The organism is Ligilactobacillus acidipiscis (assembly GCF_900116935.1).
Lineage (GTDB): Bacteria > Bacillota > Bacilli > Lactobacillales > Lactobacillaceae > Ligilactobacillus > Ligilactobacillus acidipiscis.
Genome location: NZ_LT630287.1, coordinates 816,431 through 841,708 on the forward strand (window position 1 = coordinate 816,431; position 25,278 = coordinate 841,708).

General features: G+C 40.1%; 20 protein-coding genes and 1 pseudogene. 18 read left to right on the top strand and 3 right to left on the bottom strand.

Annotation, left to right across the window (positions count from 1 at the left end; all coding sequences use genetic code 11):
- Nucleotides 1-33: 33 nt before the first annotated feature.
- A complete protein-coding gene (locus BQ5903_RS03640; protein ID WP_079578882.1) occupies nt 34-1,359 on the bottom strand; it encodes an HD domain-containing protein in 1,326 nt (441 codons plus the stop codon).
- Nucleotides 1,360-1,735: 376 nt separating this feature from the next.
- Here BQ5903_RS03640 and BQ5903_RS03645 point away from each other — a divergent pair, with 376 nt between their 5' ends.
- From BQ5903_RS03645 to BQ5903_RS03690, 10 genes are all read left to right on the top strand, one after another.
- Nucleotides 1,736-2,191 carry a DUF1934 domain-containing protein gene (locus tag BQ5903_RS03645; protein WP_231920916.1) on the top strand — a complete coding sequence of 152 codons (456 nt, stop codon included), beginning with the start codon at nt 1,736-1,738 and terminating at the stop codon, nt 2,189-2,191.
- Nucleotides 2,192-2,235: 44 nt separating this feature from the next.
- Nucleotides 2,236-2,823: a DNA-directed RNA polymerase subunit delta gene (rpoE, locus tag BQ5903_RS03650; protein WP_079578884.1), complete on the top strand. Its 588-nt coding sequence runs from the start codon at nt 2,236-2,238 to the stop codon at nt 2,821-2,823.
- Nucleotides 2,824-3,029: 206 nt separating this feature from the next.
- On the top strand, nt 3,030-4,625 hold the full coding sequence (locus BQ5903_RS03655; RefSeq protein ID WP_079578886.1) for a CTP synthase: 1,596 nt from the start codon (nt 3,030-3,032) through the stop codon (nt 4,623-4,625).
- Nucleotides 4,626-5,122: 497 nt separating this feature from the next.
- On the top strand, nt 5,123-6,508 hold the full coding sequence (gene ltrA, locus BQ5903_RS03660) for a group II intron reverse transcriptase/maturase (protein ID WP_079579651.1): 1,386 nt from the start codon (nt 5,123-5,125) through the stop codon (nt 6,506-6,508).
- Nucleotides 6,509-6,707: 199 nt separating this feature from the next.
- Nucleotides 6,708-8,093 (top strand): ISLre2 family transposase, encoded by a 1,386-nt coding sequence (locus BQ5903_RS03665; RefSeq protein ID WP_079578614.1) that lies wholly within the window; start codon nt 6,708-6,710, stop codon nt 8,091-8,093.
- Between the two features lie 199 nt (nt 8,094-8,292).
- Nucleotides 8,293-8,502 (top strand): LBP_cg2779 family protein, encoded by a 210-nt coding sequence (locus tag BQ5903_RS03670; protein ID WP_035631537.1) that lies wholly within the window; start codon nt 8,293-8,295, stop codon nt 8,500-8,502.
- Nucleotides 8,503-8,691: 189 nt separating this feature from the next.
- Nucleotides 8,692-9,978, top strand: coding sequence for a UDP-N-acetylglucosamine 1-carboxyvinyltransferase (locus tag BQ5903_RS03675; RefSeq protein ID WP_079578888.1), 1,287 nt, complete (start codon nt 8,692-8,694; stop codon nt 9,976-9,978).
- A gap of 13 nt (nt 9,979-9,991) precedes the next feature.
- Entirely contained in the window at nt 9,992-11,284 is a 1,293-nt protein-coding gene (gene rho, locus BQ5903_RS03680; RefSeq protein WP_010499680.1) for a transcription termination factor Rho, read from the top strand.
- 153 nt (nt 11,285-11,437) lie between these two features.
- On the top strand, nt 11,438-11,686 hold the full coding sequence (locus BQ5903_RS03685) for a type B 50S ribosomal protein L31 (protein WP_010499682.1): 249 nt from the start codon (nt 11,438-11,440) through the stop codon (nt 11,684-11,686).
- Between the two features lie 175 nt (nt 11,687-11,861).
- Nucleotides 11,862-12,545, top strand: a complete 684-nt coding sequence (locus BQ5903_RS03690; protein WP_010499684.1) for a hypothetical protein — start codon at nt 11,862-11,864, stop codon at nt 12,543-12,545.
- A gap of 74 nt (nt 12,546-12,619) precedes the next feature.
- Here the strand turns inward: BQ5903_RS03690 and BQ5903_RS03695 are convergent, their stop codons facing one another.
- The gene (locus BQ5903_RS03695) at nt 12,620-14,986 is read right to left on the bottom strand and encodes a helicase C-terminal domain-containing protein (RefSeq protein WP_010499686.1); all 2,367 of its coding nucleotides are present in this window, start codon (nt 14,984-14,986) and stop codon (nt 12,620-12,622) included.
- A gap of 336 nt (nt 14,987-15,322) precedes the next feature.
- On the opposite strand from BQ5903_RS03695, the gene BQ5903_RS03700 reads away from it, so the two are divergent.
- The 3 genes from BQ5903_RS03700 to BQ5903_RS03710 all read left to right on the top strand — a co-directional run bounded on the left by BQ5903_RS03700 (nt 15,323) and on the right by BQ5903_RS03710 (nt 18,158).
- A complete protein-coding gene (locus BQ5903_RS03700; RefSeq protein WP_010499688.1) occupies nt 15,323-16,633 on the top strand; it encodes an NCS2 family permease in 1,311 nt (436 codons plus the stop codon).
- 188 nt (nt 16,634-16,821) lie between these two features.
- The gene (locus BQ5903_RS03705; protein WP_056972050.1) at nt 16,822-17,352 is read left to right on the top strand and encodes a dihydrofolate reductase family protein; all 531 of its coding nucleotides are present in this window, start codon (nt 16,822-16,824) and stop codon (nt 17,350-17,352) included.
- Complete coding sequence (locus BQ5903_RS03710) at nt 17,337-18,158, top strand: TIGR02452 family protein (protein ID WP_010499691.1); 822 nt, start codon at nt 17,337-17,339, stop codon at nt 18,156-18,158. Before BQ5903_RS03705 ends, BQ5903_RS03710 begins: the two co-directional genes overlap by 16 nt.
- A gap of 73 nt (nt 18,159-18,231) precedes the next feature.
- Here BQ5903_RS03710 and BQ5903_RS12440 read toward each other — a convergent pair whose 3' ends face one another.
- Nucleotides 18,232-18,366 carry a hypothetical protein gene (locus tag BQ5903_RS12440; RefSeq protein ID WP_010499693.1) on the bottom strand — a complete coding sequence of 45 codons (135 nt, stop codon included), beginning with the start codon at nt 18,364-18,366 and terminating at the stop codon, nt 18,232-18,234.
- A 296-nt stretch (nt 18,367-18,662) separates the two neighbouring features.
- Here BQ5903_RS12440 and BQ5903_RS03715 point away from each other — a divergent pair, with 296 nt between their 5' ends.
- From BQ5903_RS03715 to BQ5903_RS03735, 5 genes and pseudogenes are all read left to right on the top strand, one after another.
- Nucleotides 18,663-19,097, top strand: a complete 435-nt coding sequence (locus BQ5903_RS03715; protein WP_010499695.1) for a GNAT family N-acetyltransferase — start codon at nt 18,663-18,665, stop codon at nt 19,095-19,097.
- A 399-nt stretch (nt 19,098-19,496) separates the two neighbouring features.
- Nucleotides 19,497-20,870, top strand: a complete 1,374-nt coding sequence (locus tag BQ5903_RS03720; protein WP_056988122.1) for a UDP-N-acetylmuramoyl-tripeptide--D-alanyl-D-alanine ligase — start codon at nt 19,497-19,499, stop codon at nt 20,868-20,870.
- A gap of 165 nt (nt 20,871-21,035) precedes the next feature.
- Complete coding sequence (locus BQ5903_RS03725) at nt 21,036-22,547, top strand: DEAD/DEAH box helicase (RefSeq protein WP_010499698.1); 1,512 nt, start codon at nt 21,036-21,038, stop codon at nt 22,545-22,547.
- 212 nt (nt 22,548-22,759) lie between these two features.
- Complete coding sequence (locus BQ5903_RS03730; RefSeq protein WP_079578890.1) at nt 22,760-24,001, top strand: ISL3 family transposase; 1,242 nt, start codon at nt 22,760-22,762, stop codon at nt 23,999-24,001.
- 671 nt (nt 24,002-24,672) lie between these two features.
- Nucleotides 24,673-25,242, top strand: a pseudogene (locus tag BQ5903_RS03735) (reverse transcriptase domain-containing protein); the annotation flags it as partial.
- Nucleotides 25,243-25,278 lie beyond the last annotated feature (36 nt).

The following is a 25,278-nucleotide window of genomic DNA, read 5'->3' on the forward strand; positions in this document are numbered from 1 at the left end:
TTAGTAAGAAAATTTACTAAAACTGCTGCCTTTTTATTCAGGCGCAACTACTTGATCATTGTGGATATAACGGTCAAAAGCTTCGTAAACTGGTAAAAAAAGATCATTTTGTTTATTTGCCGCTAACATTTCTCGAGGAAAAAAGAGACGTTCGTCACCAGAAACTTTGCCGGTGATCGAGTTGACAAGTGGACTGATAGCCGATAGTTCTACCAAACTTTGGTCATTTTGTATTAATTCGATTTGAGTCCGTGGATTTTGCGAATGAGGATCATAGGCATCATATGGCAGGTCATAACTATCATTAGTGTCCATGTAGTATTCAGCAGAGTAACCAGCTTGTGTGACTAACTTTTCTAAGGTAGGGATGTACTTTCTAGTTTCTGGTGATATACGGACAGATTTCAGTGGGTGCCGGTCTAAGAAACGGTGTGCCAGATCACTTAGTATTTCATCGCCTGAGTCGCGCCAGACTGCAAAACAAGTATTCAAGACCCCATCGTCGAGGTGTAAATAGTCATTTAAACTGTATTCTCCGGTCAAAAACGGAACTAGCAGGTCTGTGGCGCCATTTAACTGAAGCTTATTAACAGTGTAGAGGTACTTTGCACGCTTTAACAAATGGCTTAAAATAACCTCCATTGAGCGTGAAACAGGGTGGAAGTACACTTGCTGATACATTTGAAAACGACTGACAATGTAATCTTCAACAGCGTGCATTCCTGAAATGTCAAAAGTGATCCCTTCTTTATAAGGGCGCATCACTCGCAAGATCCTAGTCAAATCGAAATTACCATATTTTGTTCCTGTAAAGTAAGAATCACGTAGTAAATAATCCATCCTGTCAGCATCGATCTGACTCGAGATCATTTGAACAACTTGAGGATCAGGATAGGTTTTTTGAATTACACTGGCTACTTTTTCAGGGAAATTTGGCCCGACCTTTTTTAAGACTTGATTCACTTCAGTTTGCGGAGAAGTGATAATGTCGGTAGTCATTTGTTCGTGATCGGTTGAAAAAATATGTTCAAAAGTATGCGAGTATGGCCCATGACCCAAGTCATGCAATAAAGCTGCACAAAGTGCTACGATCCGTTCATTATCGTCCCAAAACCCATCATCTTTTTTTTGGCTGGGATAGTTTCTCTCGAACAGGTCACAGATCTGGCGCGTGATCTCATAGACACCAACAGAGTGTGAAAAACGTGAATGTTCTGCACCATGGAAGGTATAACTCGTAGTGCCGAGCTGTTTGATCCGACGGAGCCGTTGAAATTCCCTAGTATTGATCAAATCAAGGATAACTTGCTGTTGAATATAAATATGATTATGGATCGGGTCACGCAAGACTTTTTCCATAGGTAATTTTTGAACATTATACTGAGTAATAAGTAGAACCCTCCTTTAAAAACAACAGAATTGTCAGCACTAGATATAAACAATAACTTATTGTTTTTGCTCCTCACCATTTTACTTGAATAATATGTGTGAATTAACTAAAATATCTTAGCCGGATAATTCAATGTAATAGTGTGTCAGACATTATGAATATTGGATAATTCGTTAAGTGATTTTGAACTAATTATAACATAATTAGTACGAAAGACTTTTGTGTCTGCGATTAAAAATATATAATACTAATGTAAAACATTTTAATAATAGAAAAGGAAAAGTGGGGTTTTGCATGTTTCTTGTAGAAGAAATTTGCAACTAAGATCCTGAAACATCCAAATAAATGCAGAAAGGACAGATAAAAACGGCAACAGAAAAATCTAATGTCATGATTCATTTGGAAACGCAAAGTGTACAAGAAGGAGAAGTTAATAATTTAGTTCAAGATGTACCTGGGCAGTTTTTCAATATGGGAAAAACGATTTATTTACGTTATCAAGAAAAGCTAAAAGGCCAAGATCCTGCGATGGTTACTTTTAAGATCAATGCTGTTGGCGAAATTCAACTGACGCGACAGCAGGGGCAAAATAGGTCGCAGATGTTTTTTGTGGTAAATAAAAAGCTGGAAGCACGTTATCAGACACCTTATGGTGTCGTACCACTGATCACTGTTACTCCTAAAATGAATGTGACCTTATCTGAATATCCAGTTAGTGGAAAAGTTTCGATCGATTATGATTTGATCTCAAATGGAAAGGGGCTGGGAGAGTATAAAATACGATTGCATTTTACAGCCTAATATTGTATGATAGAAAGTAAACTGTGGAAAGGACGTGTACCGGTTTGGAGCTAGAAAGATTCAAAGGTGCGAATAAAACAGAATTATCAATGATCGAAGTTGCGCGGGCCATTTTAAACCAAAAGGGTGATGTAATGGGCTTTGCAGATTTGACAAATGAAATTCAACAATTTCTTGGTAAAAGCGATGAAGAGATCCGTGATCGTTTACCACAATTTTATACGGATTTAAACATTGATGGCAGCTTCATTTCATTAGGGAATAATCTGTGGGGCTTGCGTTCCTGGTATCCATATGAATCTATCGATGAAGCACTTGTTCATTCTGATGATGAAGATGAAGAACGTCCAAAGCGTAAAAGTCGCAAAAAGGTCAACGCCTTTCTCGATGATCAAAGTGATGACGATGATGTGATCGATTATGACGATGATGATCCTGAAGATCAGTACTTTGATGATAATGAAGATACTGAAGACGATGAAGAATCTGCTGAATTAAAAAAATATGGTAAAGATTTAAGTGATATTGGCGAATCAACTGATGATGAGGATGATGATGAGCTTCCCGATGGAATTGAAGGGCAGCTTTCCGAACTTGATGATGATGACGAAGATGACGACAACGAAGAGTAATTTTGCAAAATGAATTTATAGTTATCTAAGATTTAGACTTGACGTAGCGTAAATTATTCTGTATTATACTGTCTGGGCGCTTCAGTTAGATGCTGGAGTCAAATGAACGGTAAAAGTAAGCTCTCTATTCATAATAATGGATAGGGAGCTTATTTCTTTTTTTAATCTTCCCCATAAAAATTTAATCCAGAGGAGAGGCATTTGTAATGACCAAATATATTTTTGTAACTGGTGGAGTTGTATCATCTTTAGGAAAAGGGATCGTTGCTGCTTCGTTAGGGCGCTTGTTAAAAAATCGTGGTCTAAAACTGACCATTCAAAAGTTTGATCCTTATATTAACGTTGATCCAGGTACAATGAGCCCATATCAACACGGCGAAGTTTTTGTAACAGATGACGGTACAGAAACTGATTTAGACCTTGGACACTACGAACGCTTTATCGACATTCGACTGAACAAGTATTCCAACGTGACTACCGGTAAGATTTATTCAGAAGTTATTAAAAAAGAGCGTCGTGGTGACTATTTAGGGGGAACTGTCCAAGTGATACCCCATATTACTAATATGATCAAAGAAAAGATCATGCGAGCCGGTACGTCATCAGACGCCGATGTAGTGATTACAGAAGTTGGCGGAACAGTTGGCGATATTGAATCATTACCTTTCCTGGAAGCATTACGACAAATGCGCGCTGATGTTGGACCGGAAAACGTTTTGTATATCCATACAACATTGATCCCATATTTAAGGGCCGCTGGCGAAATGAAAACTAAACCAACGCAGCACAGTGTTAAGGAATTGCGTGGCTTAGGGATTCAACCAAACATTTTGGTTTTACGGACAGAAAAACCGATTTCACAAGAAATTCGTAACAAAATATCTAACTTTTGTGATGTTGAGCCGGAAGCTGTGATCGAATCTCTAGATGTTCCAACTCTCTATCAGATCCCGATGAATTTAAAGGCGCAGCATATGGATGACATTGTTTGTCAAAAATTACATTTAGACACGCCTGAGGCTGATATGTCTAAATGGCAGGATCTTTTGAACACAGTCAATAATTTATCTGGACAAGTGAAAATTGCTTTGATCGGTAAATATACTTCATTACCTGATGCATATATATCTGTCAACGAGGCCTTAAAACACGCCGGCTATCAGATCAAGAAAAAGGTTAAAATCGAGTACGTTGATGCTGAGGAACTGGATAGTTCTAATGTAGCTGAAAAATTAGCTGCTTATGATGGAATTATCGTACCGGGCGGATTTGGCGATCGTGGACTTGAAGGAATGATACAGGCAATTAGGTATGCACGTGAAAATGATGTTCCATTCTTGGGAATTTGTTTAGGGATGCAGTTGGCATGTATTGAGTTTGCCCGTGATGTTGCGGGGTTAGAGGATAGCAACTCAACAGAGGTTGATCCGCATTGTAAAAACAACATTATCGATTTAATGGCTGACCAAGAAAATATCCAAGAAATGGGCGGGACTCAGCGTTTGGGACTTTATCCATGTAAGTTGCGTAAGAATACCAAAGCTTCTGCTGCCTATAAGGGACAAGAAGTGATTCAAGAACGTCATCGCCATCGGTATGAATTTAACAACGCTTATCGTGAGATATTAGCGGAAAAAGGGTTGACTTTTGCCGGAACGTCTCCTGATAACCATTTGGTTGAAGTGGTAGAACTAACTGATCATAAATTCTTCGTGGCTTCCCAATACCATCCAGAATTTTTGTCACGACCACAAAGCCCTGAAGGTTTGTTTGCTGACTTTGTCAAGGCGAGTGCCGAATAGTTAATAATAAAATTTAGTGAATTTTGATAATATCCGTAGGCTTTTAGAGCCTACGGATATTTTTTTGAGTGCGCCCGGCATGGGCAGTAACTAGGCGGTGTAAGTCCGCTGTGAGCCGTAGTGGCCGGTATCACGAGTCGAAGACAAGGGTGTCTATCGTGAGGTAGAATCTGAAGGAAGTCCTAGACGAAACATCGAATCGATGAACAAGAAGTGGCTAAAAGGCTGGAAACGGTGGGATGAGATTGCTTAACAAATCGAAGTCCCTGACCACTCGAAACCGTCACAGTAAAGCCAACGGTTTGATGCGAAAGCTACTGCTCTTACCCGGGGAGGTCTGTCATGGTAGTTCTCTCAAGCTGGAAGTTATTTCTGGCAGGAACAGGCTCAATAGTAATGTTGAGTTGTCCATGACAGAAGTCAGCCGAGGCCATAGTAGCCAGTAATGGTGAAGGGCTGAACAACAATAATTTTGATTCATCCTGGAGGTGGAAACAATACGACAATCGCAGAAAACAGAAAATAAAGCTGACTACCTGCGGAGGGTAACCCTGGAAGGGTCAGAGCAAACAGGAGCGCGTAGCGTTGTTTCTGGTGAAAAGAGAACTCAAAATGGCTTATTACGTGAGAAGGTCTTAGACCGGAATAATTTAAATCGGGCCTTTGTCCATGTCAAGCGTAATAAAGGGGCTGGAGGAATTGACGGCATGTCCGTTGAGGAACTTGGCCCATACTTGAAAGAGAATAACGTAAAACTAATCGAGGCCTTGCGAACCGAAAGCTATGAACCCCAACCTGTCAAACGAGTTGAGATTCCTAAGCCAGATGGTTCGAAACGTCAGTTAGGAATCCCAACGGTCGTTGACCGTGTGGTTCAACAGGCGTTACAACAGCAACTGTCTCCTATTTTTGAAAAAGTATTCTCAGATAATAGTTATGGTTTTCGACCACACCGCAGTGCACAAAGTGCTGTGAAAAAGGTGGTTGCTTATTATAATCAGGGTTATCACTACGTGGTCGACCTTGATTTAAAGTCCTATTTTGACAATGTGAACCATGATTTACTAATTAAATTTGTTGAAAATTACATTAGTGAGCCATGGGTCTTGCATTTGATTCGTAAGTTCTTGACGAGTGGTGTTATGAATGGTCGATTTTTCGAGAAGTCCGCTAAAGGTACACCGCAAGGTGGCAATATTTCACCATTACTAGCAAATATTTATCTGAACGAGCTGGACAAAGAATTGACCAAAAGAGGACATAAATTTGTACGCTATGCGGATGACTGTAATATCTATGTTAAAAGTAAGCGTGCGGGTGAACGGGTTCTCAAAAGCATCACCCAGTTTTTAGAAAAGGAACTCAAAGTTGAAGTGAATGCAGAAAAGACGCAAGTTGGTTCTCCACTAAGACTGAAGTTTCTAGGTTTTTCTCTGGGTGTGGGACGCAATAGCGCCTACCCGCGTCCTCATCAAAAACCTAAACAGAGAATTAAACAGGAATTGACAAGAATCACCAAGAGAAGCCGAGGCGTCAGCCTTGATAGGATTCTGCATGAAATTAAGCAGAAAATGCAGGGCTGGATCCAATATTATTCCATTGGGAAGATGAAAAACTTTCTCCAACAACTAGACAAATGGTTGCGCTCGCGCATCCGCCAGTATATCTGGAAACAGTGGAAGAATATCGGAACCCGTTATAAAGCATTGATTAAACTAGGCTTGACACCCAAACAGGCGAAAATCTACGTCAATACTCGTAAGGGATACTGGCGCAACGCGCACAGTAAAACACTGTTGATGACCATAACTAATAAAAGACTGGCACAGCGTGGGCTAATAAATCTGTCCAAACTGTACCAGTCTATTCAAGCAAAAGCTTAAGTTGTTGAACCGCCGTATACGGTTCCGTACGTACGGTGGTGTGGGAGGTCGATAGTGTGAACTATCTCCTACCCGATTGTTCAATAGGAGTTAGCGTAAAGTATTTGTGGGTGGAAGTCTAAAAAGACAAAAAAAGAGAAATAACTCTCTGTTACAATTGTAATTACGACAAAACAATGAAAGAGAGAGTTATTTCCCAATGAATATTTTACAACAGATGAGCGAACAAATGTGGGCGAATTTTACAAAAAATGGTGAAAAAGTTCTGTACCAAGATCTTGCCTTTGATGACTGGATCGAAAATACAATGGCCGCAGGGAGAAAACTATGCCTAAACTTGATCAGGGTCTTTTTAGAAGAAGCCGACCGGCAGTTTAAGGAGTCTGAGATCCGCAAGGATAAATTTGCGATCAAAGCGATCCGTGAAACGACTAAGTCGACTTTGTACGGTGATCTCACAGTGAAGCGGACATATTATCAAAATAAAGAAACCCGGGCGTATTTCTTTTTGTTGGATAAAGTCTTAGGCTGGCAAAAATATAGCCGGATGACGCTGGGAGTCAAAGCGCAGATCTTAGAAAATGTTGCTGGACATACTTACCAAGAAGCGCTCACGATGATCCCCCATTTGGGGATCCACTCTAAAACAGCAGTCATGAACATTGTTCACCGTGAAGGTCAACAACTGCCCAATGAGCCTTCTGTGACTGAGAAGCCCGCCCCCAAACCGATCCAAACGCTATTTATTGAAGCTGACGAAGATCATGTTGCTTATCAGGACAGTACTAATCGTTTCATGAAACTAGTTTATGTTCATGAAGGTTATGACGTAACTGATCCGCGCCATCCACTGATCAAAGCGCATTACTTTACGGGTAACTATCCGGGCAAAGACAACGAAGAATTATGGACAGAAGTTCTAGATTATATAGAGACCAACTATCGGCCAGAAAAAGTTTATTTAAGCGGTGACGGTGCTCAATGGATCAAGCACGGAGCCGACTTTATTCCGCACTGCACGTTCATTTTGGATCGGTTTCACTTACGTAAATATTGTAAAAAAGCTTCCGTAGGGATCGCTGGTCTGGACCGGACTTTATACCATTGGGCTTTAGCTGGACAAACTAATTTTATCCAGGATTACTTTAGGGTCCGTTTTAGTGACCCAACGGTAACTGTCAGCCAATGTCACAGCTTGAAACAAGCCGCTAAATATCTGACCAACAATGCCGCAGCGATTTGCGATAACCGCTTAGAGGATTATCATGGCTGTTCGGCTGAGGGCCATATCAGTCATTATCTGTCCCGGCGCTTAAGCTCACGTCCGCAAGGTTGGAGTTTAGTGGGTGCGCAAAGTGTCGCCCGAACACGGATCTTTCAGCTGAATGGCGGCAATATCACCAATTTCTTACAAGCAGAACAGCTAAAAGCGCTCAAGCAAGAAAAAATCAGCCAGTTCGACCGGCGTTTGAATGTCAGAAAAAACATTAAAAATAAGTATTATGAACAAGCACAAGCTGCGTTCAGTGGGCATTTGCGAGGACATCGGAGTTTGTGGCAACATGGTCTGCAAGTTGGCTGGTAGTTCAAAGACGCTCAATTCAAGCACAGCATTGGACTAAAAATAAATAGAGCAATTACAAAAAGCAGAGGAACAGGCCCTTTAAAAATTTACCCACACAAAGTTGACACTATCCTCAATAGGAGTAATATTTGAGCAAATTAAACTATTTATGATATGCTCGGAGTGATAAAGGTCTAACTGATCAGGAAGGATGATTGAAATGCAAAAATCTGAAGGATTCGATAACATCGCTTTGAAAATTATTGATTATCAGGAAAAGCATCATATGACTGATGCTGAGTTTGCTTTAGCAAGTCATTTTACTGTTGAAAAGATCCACGGTTTTAAATCTATGACAGGAGCTGCGCCTACCCAGGAAGAAGAAACTGCTCTAGAAAGATTTATGCGGACAAATTCAGTTCGTGCCTAAGTGTAAGAAATATTTTTTTACAAAATTTAAGAGAACTTGTCAAAATCAATTGAAACAATTATTAGTATCTTGTATTATGAAATAAGGCGCATTTTTGTGTCTCTGTACGCTGAAACCATTTGGTGAATAAGCGTGCTTTTTGATGATATTAGACTAATAATTGTTTTTATTTTGGTGAGGACTTATAAAATGAAAAAAATGATCGTAAAAGGCGGACAGAAAATGGTCGGAGAGGTCACGATCGGCGGTGCTAAGAATAGTACTGTTGCATTGATACCGGCAGCGATTTTAGCTGATACTCCAGTAACATTTGATTCTGTTCCAGATATTTTAGATGTTCATAATTTAATGGTGATTTTAAAATCGATGAATGTTGATTCACATTTTGGCCATGGGATCTTGAAAATTGACCCGACAAGGATCGAACCGAATCCTTTGCCTGGTGACGCTATTAGAAGTTTGCGTGCTTCATATTATTTCATGGGTGCTTTATTGGGTAAATTTGGTCATGCTGAAGTTGGCTTTCCTGGGGGAGACAACATTGGCCCCAGACCGATCGACCAGCATATTAAAGGCTTTGAAGCTTTGGGCGCACAGGTAAAAAAGAAAAAAAATTCAGTTGAGATCACAACAAAACCCGAAGGCTTGCACGGAGCAAGGATTTTCTTTGACTTGGTTTCAGTTGGAGCAACTATCAATGTTTTGTTGGCCGCTGTCAAAGCAAAAGGGACAACTATCATGGAAAATGTTGCTCGCGAACCGGAGATCATTGATTTGGCAACTTTCTTAAATAATATGGGTGCCCATATTCGTGGTGCAGGTACAAATGAGATTCGTGTCGAAGGCGTGGATCATTTGCGAGCACGCAACACGCATACCATAATTCCCGATCGTATCGAAGCTGGTACTTATATCGCATTTGCTGCGGCAAATGGTCAAGGGGTCTTAGTTAAAAATGTAATTACGGAGCATTTAGATCCATTTCTTGCAAAATTGCAGGAAATGGGTGTTACTTTAGAGATCGATGAAGACAGTGTCTATATTCCTGGAAATGACCAATTGGCACCAATTTCAATTAAAACTTCGCCGTTTCCCGGTTTTGCCACAGATCTGCAGCAACCGATAACACCATTGCTTATGAAAGCACGGGGCAAATCAACGATCGTTGACACTCTTTATCCGAAGCGGATCAAACATATCCCTGAAATGAACCGTATGGGTGGTAATATCAAGAGTGAAGAAGGTGTCATAACTGTCGGGCCATCAGAAAAACTAGTTGGTACTACAGTGGAAGCTGATGAGATCCGAGCCGGTGTATCTTTGGTGGGACTGGCAATGATGTCTGAGGGGACGACGACTATATTAAAAGCAGATAATATTTTACGGGGTTATGACAGAATAGTAGATAAATTCCGCGGCTTGCATGTTGAATTAAAAGTTGTGACAACGCCAGACTCAGTAGAAACAATAGAATGAAGGAGCGCAAAAAATGCCAGAAAATTTAACTTTGGCTGATTTAGAGGGTAAGACCTTAAAAGAAATTTACAATTTTGCTCGTCAATTGAAGATCCCTTACTATAGTCAGATGAATAAAAAAGAGTTATCTGTAGCTATAATACGAGCCCAGGCTAAAGAAGAGGGCTTTTATTATATGAATGGGGTCCTTGATGTTGTTTCACATGAGGAAGGATATGGATTTTTACGTCCAATTAATTATGGGCATTCACAAGAAGATATTTATGTATCTGCTTCACAGATCAGACGTTTTGGTTTACGAAGCGGAGATCTTGTTGCGGGCAAAGTACGTGCACCTAAAACAAATGAGCGTTATTACGGCATGATGCATGTTGATTCTGTTAACGGCAAGGATCCTGAGGGAGCTAAAACAAGGCCTCATTTTCCAGCGCTGACGCCATTGTTCCCTAATAAACAAATGCACTTGGAAACTAGCGGCGCTCAGCTAGCAACACGTGTGATCGATGCTTTTGCCCCGATCGGTTTTGGTCAAAGAGGGTTAATAGTTGCACCGCCCAAAACTGGGAAAACAAATCTACTGGCTCAAATAGCACGGGGCATTTCAAAAAACTATCCGAAAACAAAGTTGATCATGTTGTTGATAGACGAACGTCCTGAAGAAGTGACTGAGATGGAGCGTACGATCGATGGTGAAGTCGTGTATTCGACTTTTGATCAGAAACCTGAAAATCATGTTCGAGTGGCTGAGTTAGTTTTACAAAGAGCTGAACGGTTGGTTGAAGAAAAAGAAGATGTTGTGATCTTACTTGATTCCTTAACACGACTAACACGTTCATATAACTTGGTTGAGCCGCCGAGTGGAAGAACACTTTCAGGCGGGATCGATCCAGCGGCTTTATTTAAGCCTAAAAGATTTTTTGGTGCTGCGAGAAATATTGAAGAAGGCGGAAGTTTGACTATTTTAGCCACTGCTTTAGTTGATACTGGCAGTCGCATGGATGATTTTATTTTTGAAGAATTCAAAGGAACAGGGAACCAAGAGCTTCAGTTGGATCGGGGATTGGCTCAGCGCCGTATTTTTCCGGCTGTTGATATTAAACGATCAAGTACAAGAAAAGAAGAGCTGTTATTGCCTGCTGAAGTTTTGAACAATATTTGGAAACTACGCAAGGTATTGAGTGGTGAACCTGAAAATGATACGCCACAAGTTTTAAGTATGCTTCGAAAAACTAAAGATAATCAAGAATTCTATGATCAAGCTGCTAAATGGGAACTAACACAGAGAAAAAAGAATAATCGTCGCTAAGCGAGGCTTAAAATAACTAAACTTTAGTTTTGATAATAAACGATTGCGTGACACGTTCTTTCATGTTACTATGTTAGTTGTTGTAATAATATGTACAATATAAATATCAACTCTGTCTCAGCAAATGACTCAGGGCAAAGGAGAGTATTGATAATGAGAAAAGGAATTCATCCAGATTATCATCAAGTTGTTTTCATGGACTCAGCAACAGGCTATAAGTTTGTTTCTGGTTCAACAAAAAACTCTGATGAAACAGTTGAATTTGAAGGTGAAACATACCCATTGATCCGTGTTGAAATTTCTAGTGATTCACATCCTTTCTACACAGGACGTCAAAAGTTCAACCAAGTCGATGGTCGTATCGATCGTTTCAACAAGAAATATGGTTTCACACAAGAATAATATTTTATTCAAGTTTTCACTTGGTTCATGATGAGTCAAGTGTTTTTTTGTGCCTTAAATCTTGACTATATAATTAAAATATTTCCGTGATGCTAATGGCATATTGCTTTAGTTTAATCGAAAATCAGGCTATGATTGATTGGTAATAGTTAAATAATGGGTGGTGTGAGAGAATATGGTAAAAAAACAAGACAGCTTTTCTGTTAGTACGGTTTTTCTTGGAGTGTATGAAATTTTGATGGTGATCGCGCTGATATTTAGTTTTAAAGACTTGTTGACTTCCAGCGCGAAGGGTGACTACTTTTTAACAGTTGTTGAGATCATAGCCGGGATCTTGATTGGTTATCTACCAGTCTGGATCGCTAAAAGACTTAATATCGAATTGCCCCAGCAATTATTTATACTTTATGTAGTTTTTCTTTTCGGTTCAATTTATTTGGGAACGTTGCGTCACTTTTATAGACTACCTTTGTGGGACAAAATGTTGCATTTGGTCAGCTCCAGCTTGGAAGTTTGCTTAGGCTTAGCTATATTTGGTTTTTTGTTGACCCCTGAAGTTCAAGCTAAGGTTTCGCGGACTTTTGTAACTTTGTATGCTTTTTGCTTTTCAGCCTTTTGCGGGGTCCTATGGGAATTTTATGAATTTACGTGTGACAGTTTTGGTATGAATTTGCAGAGATATATGGCGCACGGACAGCCCAAAGTTGGGCGCGCGGCACTTATGGACACAATGACTGATTTGATTGCTGACGTCATCGGAGCACTGATTTTTTGCTTGTATTTATATTTCAAGTTCAAGAAAGATCCCGGTTCTTTAAAAAATTTCTTTTTCCACAAGAGCACAAGTGAACAGGAATAAATTGTATTTAAAAACTCATTGGGAGCTTGCTGATAGCTGGATGATCTACGTTATCAGAAGTCCCAATGAGTTTTTTATTTATGCTTCCAAAAATTAGCTAAAGTTGTTTTTAATTCTGTGCTGCTGTATACAGCATGATAATTTTGCCAATGCGGTGGATAAAAACTCGTGTAGCGACGCTGATTGAATCTAGCGTCGATCAGCATGACGACCCCATGGTCTTGCTCGTCGCGGATAACACGACCGGCTGCTTGGAAAACGTTATTGATACCCGGCAATTGATAAGCATATTGAAAGCCGTCTTTACCTTGATGTGAATAGTATTCTTTAAGAGTATCTAATTCTGGATCATTAGGAGGAAGCCCCACGCTAATAATCGCCACTCCACTTAACCGGTCTCCTTTCAGATCGATCCCTTCACTAAAAATACCTCCTAGTACTGCAAAACCGAGAATGGGCTCAACAAGATCGCTTTGGAAGTTTTCTAAAAACTGCTCGCGTTTTTTAGCGTCCATTTCATTTTTTTGAACGGCGACTTTTTGTTCAGGATATTCTTGACAAAAGGCTGTTACGATCGTCGTTAAATAAGAATATGAAGGCAAAAAGACGAGATAATTACCTTTCTTGGCCGAAGTCATCATTTTTAGTGCTTGCAAAATGTTGGCTTGATTTTCAGCTCGTTTTTTGTAAGTTGTTTGAATATATTCAGGAACAAGAATAGCCAAATTGGCGGGAGAAAAGGGCGAGGGAAGCCGATAAGCTAAACTACTGTCCTTTCCACCGAGTATTTCTTGATAATAACCGAGCGGCGATAATGTAGCAGAGAAAAGAATGCTGCCGCCGCCTAACTGCAGTTGCTGATCAATAAGTTCGCTGGGGTCTATACAGAATATTTTAAGGCGCAGTTCATCTTGATCTTGTTCGTATGTTAGTTTAGTTCTAAATTCTGGTCCGTAAAATTCACTGATTTTTAAATAGCTATGGCATTGGAAAAAGTAATCAAGGACCTCTTGTCGTGATTCATCCTCAGGATGCTCTTGCAACCAATCATTTATGAAGTCTGTGAAATGCTGCAATTTATTTTTAAAGCCTTCAAATTCTTCCTCAACTATCAACGAATCTTGACGATAATTACGCATAGGTTCTTTCAATATTTGAAATTGTTCACGCAACTGTTTCATTTTATCAAGCAGCCGAGAAGCTTTTTTTGTCTGGGGTGAATAAGTTTCTATTAGTTTATCCAATTGAGTGGATGAAATTTCTTTGGTGTACATGAGACGTGCTCTTTGGACTAAATTATGCGCTTCATCTATTAAAAAAATATTTCCAGGATCTTTTTCTGGAAAGAAGCGCTGCAAATAAACCAGCGGATCAAATAAATAGTTGTAATCACAAATGATGGTATCACAAAATAAACTGACATCTAAGGAAAACTCGAAAGGATCAACGGTGTGTTTAGCAGCGTATTTTTCGATCACCTCTCTGGTAAGCAGTGTTTCATTGGTTAAAATGTCTTTCATGGCGGGTTTGATACGATCATAGTACCCTAAAAAATAGGGGTTTTCAGTATCTGCAATATCTTGTTCTTCTGCAAAAGTGATCTTATCTTTAGCCGTCAGGGTGATCGAGTGCATGTACAAACCATTATCTCCCAGTAAGGCACATGTTTCTTCAGCCACACGCCGAGTACTTTGTTTAGCGGTAAAATAAAAGATCCGCTCAGCCCGCTTCTCGCCTAATGCTTTAATTGTTGGAAATAAGGTTGAAATGGTTTTGCCAGTACCTGTTGGTGCCTCCACAAAAAGCCGCTTATGCGAATAAATTGTTTTGTAAACAGCAGCAGAAAGTTCATGTTGATTTTGCCGGTACTGCGGAAACGGGAAGGATAATTTTTGACAAGAAATATTTCTCTTTGATCGTAATTCTGCTTTAAATTCGATCCACCAAGTAAATTCCTTCAATAAGTTCTCAAAAAACTCTGTTGCCTCGTCTTTAGTGTAATCAATAGTTTTAATAGTTAATTTTTCGGTAGTTGTCTGAAAATAATAGAGTGACAACTTCAACTGTTCTAGGTCATTTTGTTCCATCAAAAGATAGGCGTAAACTTTGGCTTGCCCAAAATAAAGGGTCAGGGTGTTTTGACTTAGGTCTTCAAATTTCAGAGCAGAAGTTTTGATCTCACGAACTTCATCATATTTATCGTCTTTCAGGTGTAGTGCATCGGCACGACCATGAAGCAGCCATTTTTCTTGAGCTGCTTCAAATTCAGTTTTAAGGTAGACTTCTTTTTTAGTTGTTTTTTCCCACTCTTTTTGTAATTTGCGGTGGATCCGCGCACCTTCCAAAGCAGTATTTTGTGAACCCGTGGAAGCCGGATCTAGATCTCCGCCGCGTAACACAAATTCAACCATTTGTCTGATTCCGACTGACTTTCGGTTCATAGTAGTCAACCTTTCAATTTAGTATTCTTTTACCATAATAGATTATCATTTTTTGGCAATTTTTGCAGATTTCTAGGGACTATAAACACGAACATTTACTTTTGTATTAATGCTTATTTACATTTATTTGCGAGTGATGTATAGTATAAATTGTTTGTTAAGACATTAAGTTTATTAATGTTCGTGTTTACGCAAAAAAGAACGAAGCTTTCACATTTTTAAAAGTCTTCGCTCAATGACTCTGCTTTTCATTCAGTTAAGGGATGAGGCTATTTACATTGAGAAGATAACTTTGCGAATTTTTGCTATATATTTAAAAAGACGAGGAGTTTCAAAATGAAAAATTCTATTACTTCATTTTTTGGTATCGATAAACTAAATTCAACCATCAAAAGAGAAGTACTTGCTGGCTTTACCACATTTATTTCTATGGCATACATATTATTTGTTAATCCATCTATTTTAGGTGATGCCGGCATGGATAAAGGAGCGGTCTTTACCGCTACGGCTTTAGCTAGTGCTTTAGGATGTGTGCTAATGGGCGTTTTAGCAAAGTATCCGATCGCGACTGCTCCAAGTTTAGGGATCAATGCTTTTTTTGCTTATTCGGTTTGTATCGGTATGAAGGTTCCGTGGCAAACATCTCTGGCAGGAGTGTTTATTGCTGCTTTGCTATTCATCTTGATCACAGTTTTTAAATTACGTGAAAAAATTATCGATTCGATCCCTGCTGATTTAAAGTATGCGATCTCATCAGGTATTGGACTTTTTATTGCTTTTATTGGTTTGCAAGGCGGCGGGATCGTTGGTGCTGACAAGTCAACCTTAGTTACCTTAGGTTCTCTTTCAGGAACTACCTGGGTCACGATTTTTGGTTTGTTGGTAACCGTGATTTTGATGGTATTGAATGTACCAGGAGCTATCTTTGTTGGAATGCTCCTTTCTTCGATTTTTGGGATCGCAACAGGTTTCATCCCAATGCCACATTCATTTGTTGCTGGTATCCCCAGCATGTCGCCCACCTTTTTAGTGGCCATCAAACATGTTGGTGACATTAATTCCTTACAATTAGTAGTTGTTGTTTTGACATTCTTGTTGGTGACATTCTTTGATACTGCCGGTACTTTAGTTGGGTTAGCACAACAGGGCGGTTTTATGAAAAATAATAAAATGCCTCGTGTTGGTAAGGCGCTGATCTCCGATTCAACAGCCATGTTAGCTGGCTCATTATTTGGGACCTCACCGGTTGGAGCATATGTCGAATCCTCTGCAGGTATTGCAGTTGGCGGCCGTTCTGGTTTGACTGCCGTTGTAACAGGTTTGTTATTTATTGTTGGCATGTTTTTTTCTCCATTACTTGGAGTAGTTACTTCTCAAGTGACAGCACCGGCTTTGATTATTGTTGGGGTTTTGATGGCTCAAAACATGGCTAAAATTGACTGGCAACACCTTGAGATCGCTATTCCTGCATTTTTGATAATTGCCGGAATGCCTATGACTTATAGTATTGCAGATGGCTTGGCATTAGGTTTCATTGCTTATCCGATCACAATGATCGCTGCTAAGCGGGGAAAGGAAGTTCCTGCTTTGATGTACGCGATGTTCTTTGTATTCTTAGTGTTCTTGTGGATCTTGAATGTCGAGTAGTTTCGCGTGAAAAATAATTGAATAATAAATTTAGGAAATGCGGCTGCGGCTGGCATTTCTTTTTTTGCAATAAACGTTTCATTTTTTTGCTCAAGGCTGATTTAAGATTCGTCACTATTTTTTTTCTTTTATCTAGTGTAAAATTAGAGTTGCTTTGGAGAATATTACATAATATGGGGAAGATCATAATGGCAAAGAAGAAGATAATACTGTCGATAATGGTAAGTGTAGATGGATACGTGTGTGCGATCAACGGCAGTATTTCATTATTACAGCAATATTATCAAGAATTCATTCCGGCAGGGACCGAGTTAATCTACCCGTCAGACTGTGGTGCAGTTTTATTAGGGCGAAAAACATATGAACAATATCCAAAAGAAGTTGAGTCCTTATTAAAACGGGGGCAAAAACTAATAGTAGCTTCTCGCCAAAACATGGAAGCACTCTCCGGTGTAATTCGAATCAAAGGGGATTTACCATTGGCCTTAAAAAAGGTGCAAGCTCAGCTAAAATGTAATATTTGGATCGCTGGCGGACCATCGATCATTAATCAATTGACAAGTGTAAATAGCGTTGATGAGATCCGTTTAACAACGGTCCCAGTACAATTAGGAGGAGGCAAGCCTCTCTTTGATACAGATTTAAAAGCACCCAACGTTTCCTTGACTGAGGTCCAGCAATATGGGGGGTTGACACATTCAGTATGGCAGAAGAAATAGCTGAAACTGCTAATGCACAAAAAGATTTACTCAAATATCGTAAATCATTAGGACATAAAGCGATGAACCTATATCAAATTGAAATGAATAATTTGAAACAGGACTCGATGTTGATTATAAACCGGCAAGATGAATCTGGCTCTTTGGGTACTAAACCTCCAGAAATAAAAGTTCGTGCTGAAAATATATTATATCGGATCGCACGTTTTACCGATCAACGCTCATTAGGTGTGATGAATTTTGCTGATCCGGTTGAGCCAGGAGGCCGGTTTCAAGATGGCCTTAATGCTCAAGAGCAGACTCTTTGCCGCAATTCATTTTTATATCCTGAATTGTTGAAATTTAAACAAACGTATTATGCAGAAAATAAAAGGAATGATAATGGATTTTATTATAGCCGCGCATTGATATATTCTCATCACGTCAAGGTTTTACGCGACGAACGAGAAGAAGGACTGGCTAACAATTATAAGTATCCTGATGTTGTTTCGATCTCTGCGCCCAATGTGGCTGCCATGAAAAAGGCAGGTTTACCCGTCAGCAAACAGCATGTTGAGATCGATCTTTTTGATAAGATCTTGCGGACATTACGTGCTTTCAAAAATGAAAGAGTGCATAATCTGATCTTAGGGGCTTTTGGATGCGGGACTTTTCAAAATGATCCAAAACTTACGGCTGAGTTATTTCGTGATGTATTAGCGCGAAGCGAATTTTTGGGGGTTTTTGACGAAGTCTATTTTGATATCTATCAAGATCCAGCGACTCTCAAAGTTTTTCAAGATGTTTTGACAACTAAAAATAACTAAAAAAAGGCCGGCTTTGAAGTCGGCCTTTTTTGTGCACTTAGGCACAAAAGAATATAGAAATTTTTAAGTCTAATTAATGAAGTTTTTTAGCATCTTCATCTAATTTAGCGAAGCCGGAGCCCTTGGACTCATTCGGACGTTTTGCGCGATCTTCCATCGCCTTACGGGCCATAGCTTTGCGTTCTTCTTTGCTTAACTTTTTAGCCACGTTTCTTCGCCTCTTTTCAATTTCTATAAGTTGAAGTTTTTTACTTCACCTTCATTATAGTTTTTTTTCGGTCAGTTTCAAATTTTTTAAACCTAGTTGTGAAAGTTTTCGTTTAATGCAAAAGCATTTAAAGAAAAACTATTTTTTAAGGGTATTTTTAAATTTACGCATTAGTAAGTTGGGTCGTTATGGTCAGGCAAGTGTGAAGTTTTTGTTAGAATAGAGCAAAGTAAATCTGGTAAGATATTAACATAAGCTAACTTTGTTTTTATTTTTAAAAGACAAGAGGTGATTTGATGCTGATATTTAAACAAACAATTGATCTTGACAGCTCAGTTTATCATGATGCGCTAAAACTCAGACAAGAGGTTTTCGTTAAGGAACAAAATGTTGCCGAAGCTGATGAGATCGATGGTGAAAGTGGACCACTGTATTTTGTCGGTTATTCAAACAATGAGCCGCTCGTAACTGCCCGAGTTTTTGAGGAAACTCCAAAAACGTGGCATATTCAGCGAGTTGCAGTGAAAAAAAGTGTTCGTAAACGAGGACTGGGCAGTCGGATCATAATTGAAATTGAAGACAATGCCAGAAAAAAGGGGATCGGACTGTTAACTTTAGGTGCACAGGATCAGGCACAAACCTTTTATCTTAAATTAGGCTTTAAGGTTCAAGGAGCGGTTTTCCTTGAGGCAGGGATCAAGCATCACAGAATGGATAAAATGATCGATTAGTATAATTTAACTTGAAAAGAATAAAGAAAACGAGTAAAGTGTATGTATGCGATGAGTCGAGATATAGCCGGACAATTTAATTGTTGCGCTGCGGCGCCTAGCGGTTTGATCGAAACGGGGCACGTTTTACTGCAGGAAGCAGTGTGTCTGGGCTAAAACATTGTGGAGTGTTTTAGTTCTGTTTATTATTCAATAAGCACCGTATTCAGACCTGGGTGAAAGTTATCTTTTACTCAGGTTTTTTTTACAAGATAATGATCAGACGCCCATAAATCAGTGGTTGCAGGCCTCACTTGACCAACATTGTTTCATTACTTGTAAAAATTGTGATACAATTGCGATTGGTAAAGTGTCGTGGTGACTGAAGATCACGATGATTTGAAGGGAAGAAAAAATATTATGAAAATGCAATTAGCTGAAATTGCACAAGCACTGGATATTGAACCACAAAATGGTTGGGATGATATTACGGTAACAAGTGTCAGCTTTGATTCTCGTAAAATTTCTGCAGGGGCTTTGTTTGTGCCATTGATAGATGAAAAAGATGGTCATCAATATGTTGAGTCTGCCAAAGACAATGGGGCAGTTGCTACCTTATGGCAAGAAGATCATCCAAACACGCCGACTGAACTGCCGTTTTTGCAGGTTGAAGATTCATTAAAAGCCTTGCAAAAATTAGGTTCTTATTACTTACAAAAAATCAATCCACGTGTCGTAGCCATCACTGGCAGCAACGGGAAAACAACGACCAAAGATATGGTCGCTGGGATTTTAAGTACTCAATTTCATGTCAAGAAAACGCCGGAAAACTTTAATAATGAAATTGGTGTGCCAATGACTTGCTTGACGATGGAACCAAATACCGAAGTTCTTGTGGTTGAACTTGGGATGGATCATTTTGGTCAGCTGGATTGTTTGAGTCGTTTAGTTTCTCCTGATGTTGCCGTGATCACAATGATCGGTGAGGCACATATTGAATTTTTTGGTACCAGAGCTAAAATCGCCGATGCTAAAATGGAGATCCTCAATGGCTTAAAAGAGGACGGCTATTTTATTTATAATGGCGATGAGCCGTTGTTATTAGAACGTGCTAAAGATAAAACGATGCCGCAACTGACATTTGGCAATAATGAGAGCAATGATATCGTGGCAACTGACATTGAAGGTCATGAGAACTCAACTTCTTTTAAAGTTGCTGCTTATCCTGAGACACCGTTTAATATCCCGATGATCGGAACATACAATGTTAACAACGCCTTAGCTGCGATCAGTGTCGGTAAAATTTTTCAGATCTCAGCTGACAATATGAGTCAAGCACTGAAAAATTTCGAGATCACAAAAAATCGTGCTGAGTGGGTCACTGGTAAAAAAGGCGAAAAAATTTTGAGTGATGTTTATAATTCAAACCCAACAGCTGCTAGAAAAGTGCTCGAGGCCTTTAGTCAGGTCACAACTTCTGGCAAAAGGATCGTGGTTTTAGGTGACATGCTTGAATTAGGCGATCAGGGTGCTGCTATGCACGCCGGGCTAGCACAAGCCATTGATCCGCAAAAAATTGCCAGTGTTTATTTGTGTGGAGATTTAATGGGTAGCTTGGCAGACGCCTTGCGGACTAAATTTTCTAACGATCAGGTCCATCATTACAAAGTTGATGAAAAAGAACGATTGTTTAACGATCTGGACGCAGAGTTGTCTCCAAATGACTTGGTCATGCTGAAGGGCAGTCATGGGATAGCTTTAGAAAAAGTTTTGGCAATGTTGATTAGAGATTGATTTTTGTATTCAAAAGTGCTAGTATTTTAGGGTTATGTGTTTTAGAGAGAAAAACTTTGCAAGACAGAAGAAGGACAATTCCAACTGGCTGTATTGTGGAGTAGATTTGTTTTTTCAGACAAATCATGAACAACTGTATAAGTGCAGTTTAGGAGGAAATGTTATTTGAAATTTAGTGAATTAGGTTTGGATGCTGATATATTAAAAGCAATCAAACGCAGCGGTTTTGAGGAAGCTACACCGATTCAGGAGGAAACCATTCCGCTGGTTTTAAAAAGAAAAGACGTTATTGGACAAGCTCAAACAGGGACAGGTAAAACTGCGGCCTTTGGTTTGCCGATCATTCAAAATATTGATACATCAAAACGTCAGATTCAAGCAGTAATTATTTCGCCAACTCGTGAATTAGCTATCCAAACTCAAGAAGAATTATTCCGTTTGAGTAAGGATAAGCATGGTAAAGTGCAGGTCGTCTATGGTGGTGCTGATATCAGACGACAGATCCAGAACTTAAAGAATGCTCCACAGATCTTGGTCGGAACACCCGGACGTTTATTGGATCATATTCGGCGCAAGACGGTTGATTTAAGTCATGTTCGATCCTTAGTTTTGGATGAGGCTGATGAAATGTTAGACATGGGATTTTTAGAAGATATTGAATCTATTATTTCTTCAGTTCCTAAGGAAAGACAAACCTTGTTGTTCTCTGCCACAATTCCTAAGCAGATCTTAAAGATCGGCGAGAAGTTTATGACAGATCCAAGTGTTGTCAAGATCAAGTCTAAGGAATTAACAACTGACTTAGTTGATCAATACTATGTTAAAGCACGTGAATTTGAAAAGTTTGATACGATGACAAGGATCATCGATGTCCAGGCACCTGAATTAACGATTATTTTTGGCCGGACTAAGCGACGGGTCGATGAGTTGTCCAAAGGACTTGAGGCACGCGGTTATAATGCTGCAGGGATTCATGGTGACCTCACACAGCAACGACGGATGACTATTATGAATAAGTTCAAGGCTGGTAAATTGGACATTTTAGTAGCTACTGATGTGGCTGCTCGAGGCTTGGATATTTCCGGAGTTACACATGTCTATAATTATGATATCCCACAAGATCCTGAAAGCTATGTTCACCGGATCGGCCGGACAGGTCGTGCAGGGCATCATGGTGTTTCTGTAACATTCGTGACCCCAAATGAAATGGATTATTTGCGTGTTATTGAGCATTTAACTAAAAAACGGATGCTGCCGTTGAAACCACCAACAGAAAAAGAAGCATTTATTGGCCAGGTTTCTTCAGCATTTGATGATGTTCAAGAGTTGATCGATGATCCTGATTCTGTTAAGTATGAAGATCAGGCCGAACAGCTTTTAGAAAAATATGATGCTAAACAGATCGCAGCGGCTTTATTGAATGATCTTACTAAAGACGATGCACAAAATGTGCCCGTTAAGATCACTCCAGAACGTCCTTTACCACATAAGAAGGGCCGTCGTTCGTCTGGCGGTTATCATCGTGGCGGTCGCGGCGGCGGTAAATATAATGGCCGTCAGCAGCATGGTCGCAAGGGTGGTAGCAACAGTAATCGATACAGCCACAAGGATCGCGCACGGAAAAGATATGATCGTGATCAATCTTCTAAGCGCAAATATACGATCAGAAAGAAATAATGAATAATAAGAAGAAAGCAAGCAATTTTGTAAGTTTTAAAAATTGGTTCTTTATCAAGTGGTACTGATGAAATGAATTATTAAAAATAATGGGTCTACACTTTTTAGTGTTGATGGTAAAATCATCAGCACTATTTTTGTACAAAAAAGGACATCATTTGTCCTCATATGCTATGATTAAAGCGATAAAACCAAATCAAAGCGAGGTATAAATGATGTCCCAAACTGATTCTATCCTAAATTTACTCAATATCCAAGACCCAAATATCAAAATTTCAGCTTGTACTGATTTTTCACAGGCCGGAGTTCACGAAAAACTGCTTTCAGCTACGCTGACTTACCCCGTCGAACGCTGTGTTAATTGTGGTTCCACGAATCTTGTTCAGAATGGGACCCGCCTGACCAAGATGAAACTACCCAGCCTAGGTGAACAACCGCTCCGCATGAACTTGCGCAAACAGCGTTATCTGTGCCGAACTTGCCACCATACTTTTAGCGCGCAGACGCAGCTCGCTCCACCTCGGCACTCGATCACCCGCCAAGCAGTCCACGAAATCGCGACTTTGGCTAAGAACTCACTGCCAGTCAAAACGATCAGCCAGACCGTGGGAATCTCAGCTTCCTCGGTTCAACGGATCTTGTATAAGGATCAGCGAGCTTTAGTAACGCCCAAAGAGCTGCCGACAGCTCTCAGTTTTGACGAATTTCGTTCAACTAAGAACTGCTTTTCTTTTATCTGCATTGACGCAAAAACCCATGATTTGGTCACCTTATTGCCAGATCGTCTCTCGCAGACGATCCGCGAGTATTTCACCAATACTTATACACTTTCTGAGCGTCAAAAAGTTCAACTGGTGACCATGGATCTGAATGCACAGTATCAGACTTTCGTCCGTCGTCTTTTTCCTAACGCACTGATCGTCTTTGACCGTTTCCATATTGTTCAGTTAGCGGGTCGGGCACTTGACCATGAACGGCTGCGTGTTTTAAAAGGGATCAACGACCACCACGACCGCAACTATAAAGTTTTAAAAAGCAACTGGCGCTTATTCCACTTAGCTGAAAATCAACTTGAGACCTCCCAGGTTAAATATTATCGGGGATTAAATGAATACACGACTGCCCAAAATGTGGTCGATCTGGGACTCAAGAATTTTCCACAGTTCGCAGAAAACTATCAGACCTATCAAACGATCTTAACCTTTATTCGCAACCGCGATCGGGCTACTTTACAACAATTAGTTATGAACTACCGTCCCAATGGTACTGAAATGGATACCGTCATGAGGACCATTCAAAAGAACTACTTAGGGATCAGGAACGCTTGTCTCTATGACTACTCTAATGGGCCGTTAGAGGGGATCAATCGCAAGATCAAAGAACTTAAACGTAGCTGTTACGGATTCAGTAACTTAAGGCATTTCTTTATCCGCATCAAATTGATCCATGCCTAAGATAAAAAATTTAGGTCAACACTGTGGGAGGCAGGTGCGGGCCCATTTCGCTACGCTTCGGACCCGCACCTGCCTCCCAACCCAAACACTTTAATCTAGCTATGGCAGTAAAAAAAGAACCCTACCATAAAGATAGAATTCTATGGGCCATCAACACTATTTGACAAAGTCCCATAATAATAAGCAATTGGTCTACTTGGTCAAGCTGCTTGTTCCTGAATGGAATGAGCAGCTTTTTTAAGGTGCGCCCGGCATGGGCAGTAACTAGGCGGTGTAAGTCCGCTGTGAGCCGTAGTGGCCGGTATCACGAGTCGAAGACAAGGGTGTCTATCGTGAGGTAGAATCTGAAGGAAGTCCTAGACGAAACATCGAATCGATGAACAAGAAGTGGCTAAAAGGCTGGAAACGGTGGGATGAGATTGCCTAACAAATCGAAGTCCCTGACCACTCGAAACCGTCACAGTAAAGCCAACGGTTTGATGCGAAAGCTACTGCTCTTACCCGGGGAGGTCTGTCATGGTAGTTCTCTCAAGCTGGAAGTTATTTCTGGCAGGAACAGGCTCAATAGTAATGTTGAGTTGTCCATGACAGAAGTCAGCCGAGGCCATAGTAGCCAGTAATGGTGAAGGGCTGAACAACAATAATTTTGATTCATCCTGGAGGTGGAAACAATACGACAATCGCAGAAAACAGAAAATAAAGCTGACTACCTGCGGAGGGTAACCCTGGAAGGGTCAGAGCAAACAGGAGCGCGTAGCGTTGTTTCTGGTGAAAAGAGAACTCAAAATGGCTTATTACGTGAGAAGGTCTTAGACCGGAATAATTTAAATCGGGCCTTTGTCCATGTCAAGCGTAATAAAGGGGCTGGAGGAATTGACGGCATGTCCGTTGAGGAACTTGGCCCATACTTGAAAGAGAATAACGTAAAACTAATCGAGGCCTTGCGAACCGAAAGCTATGAACCCCAACCTGTCAAACGAGTTGAGATTCCTAAGCCAGATGGTTCGAAACGTCAGTTAGGAATCCCAACGGTCGTTGACCGTGTGGTTCAACAGGCGTTACAACAGCAACTGTCTCCTATTTTTGAAAAAGTATTCTCAGATAATAGTTATGGTTTTCGACCACACCGCAGTGCACAAAGTGCTGTGAAAAAGGTGGTTGCTTATTATAATCAGGGTTATCACTACGTGGTCGACCTTGATTTAAAGTCATATTTTGACAATGTGAACCATGATTTACTAGGGACTGTCTGAAAACTAAAAATTCAGGTATAATCT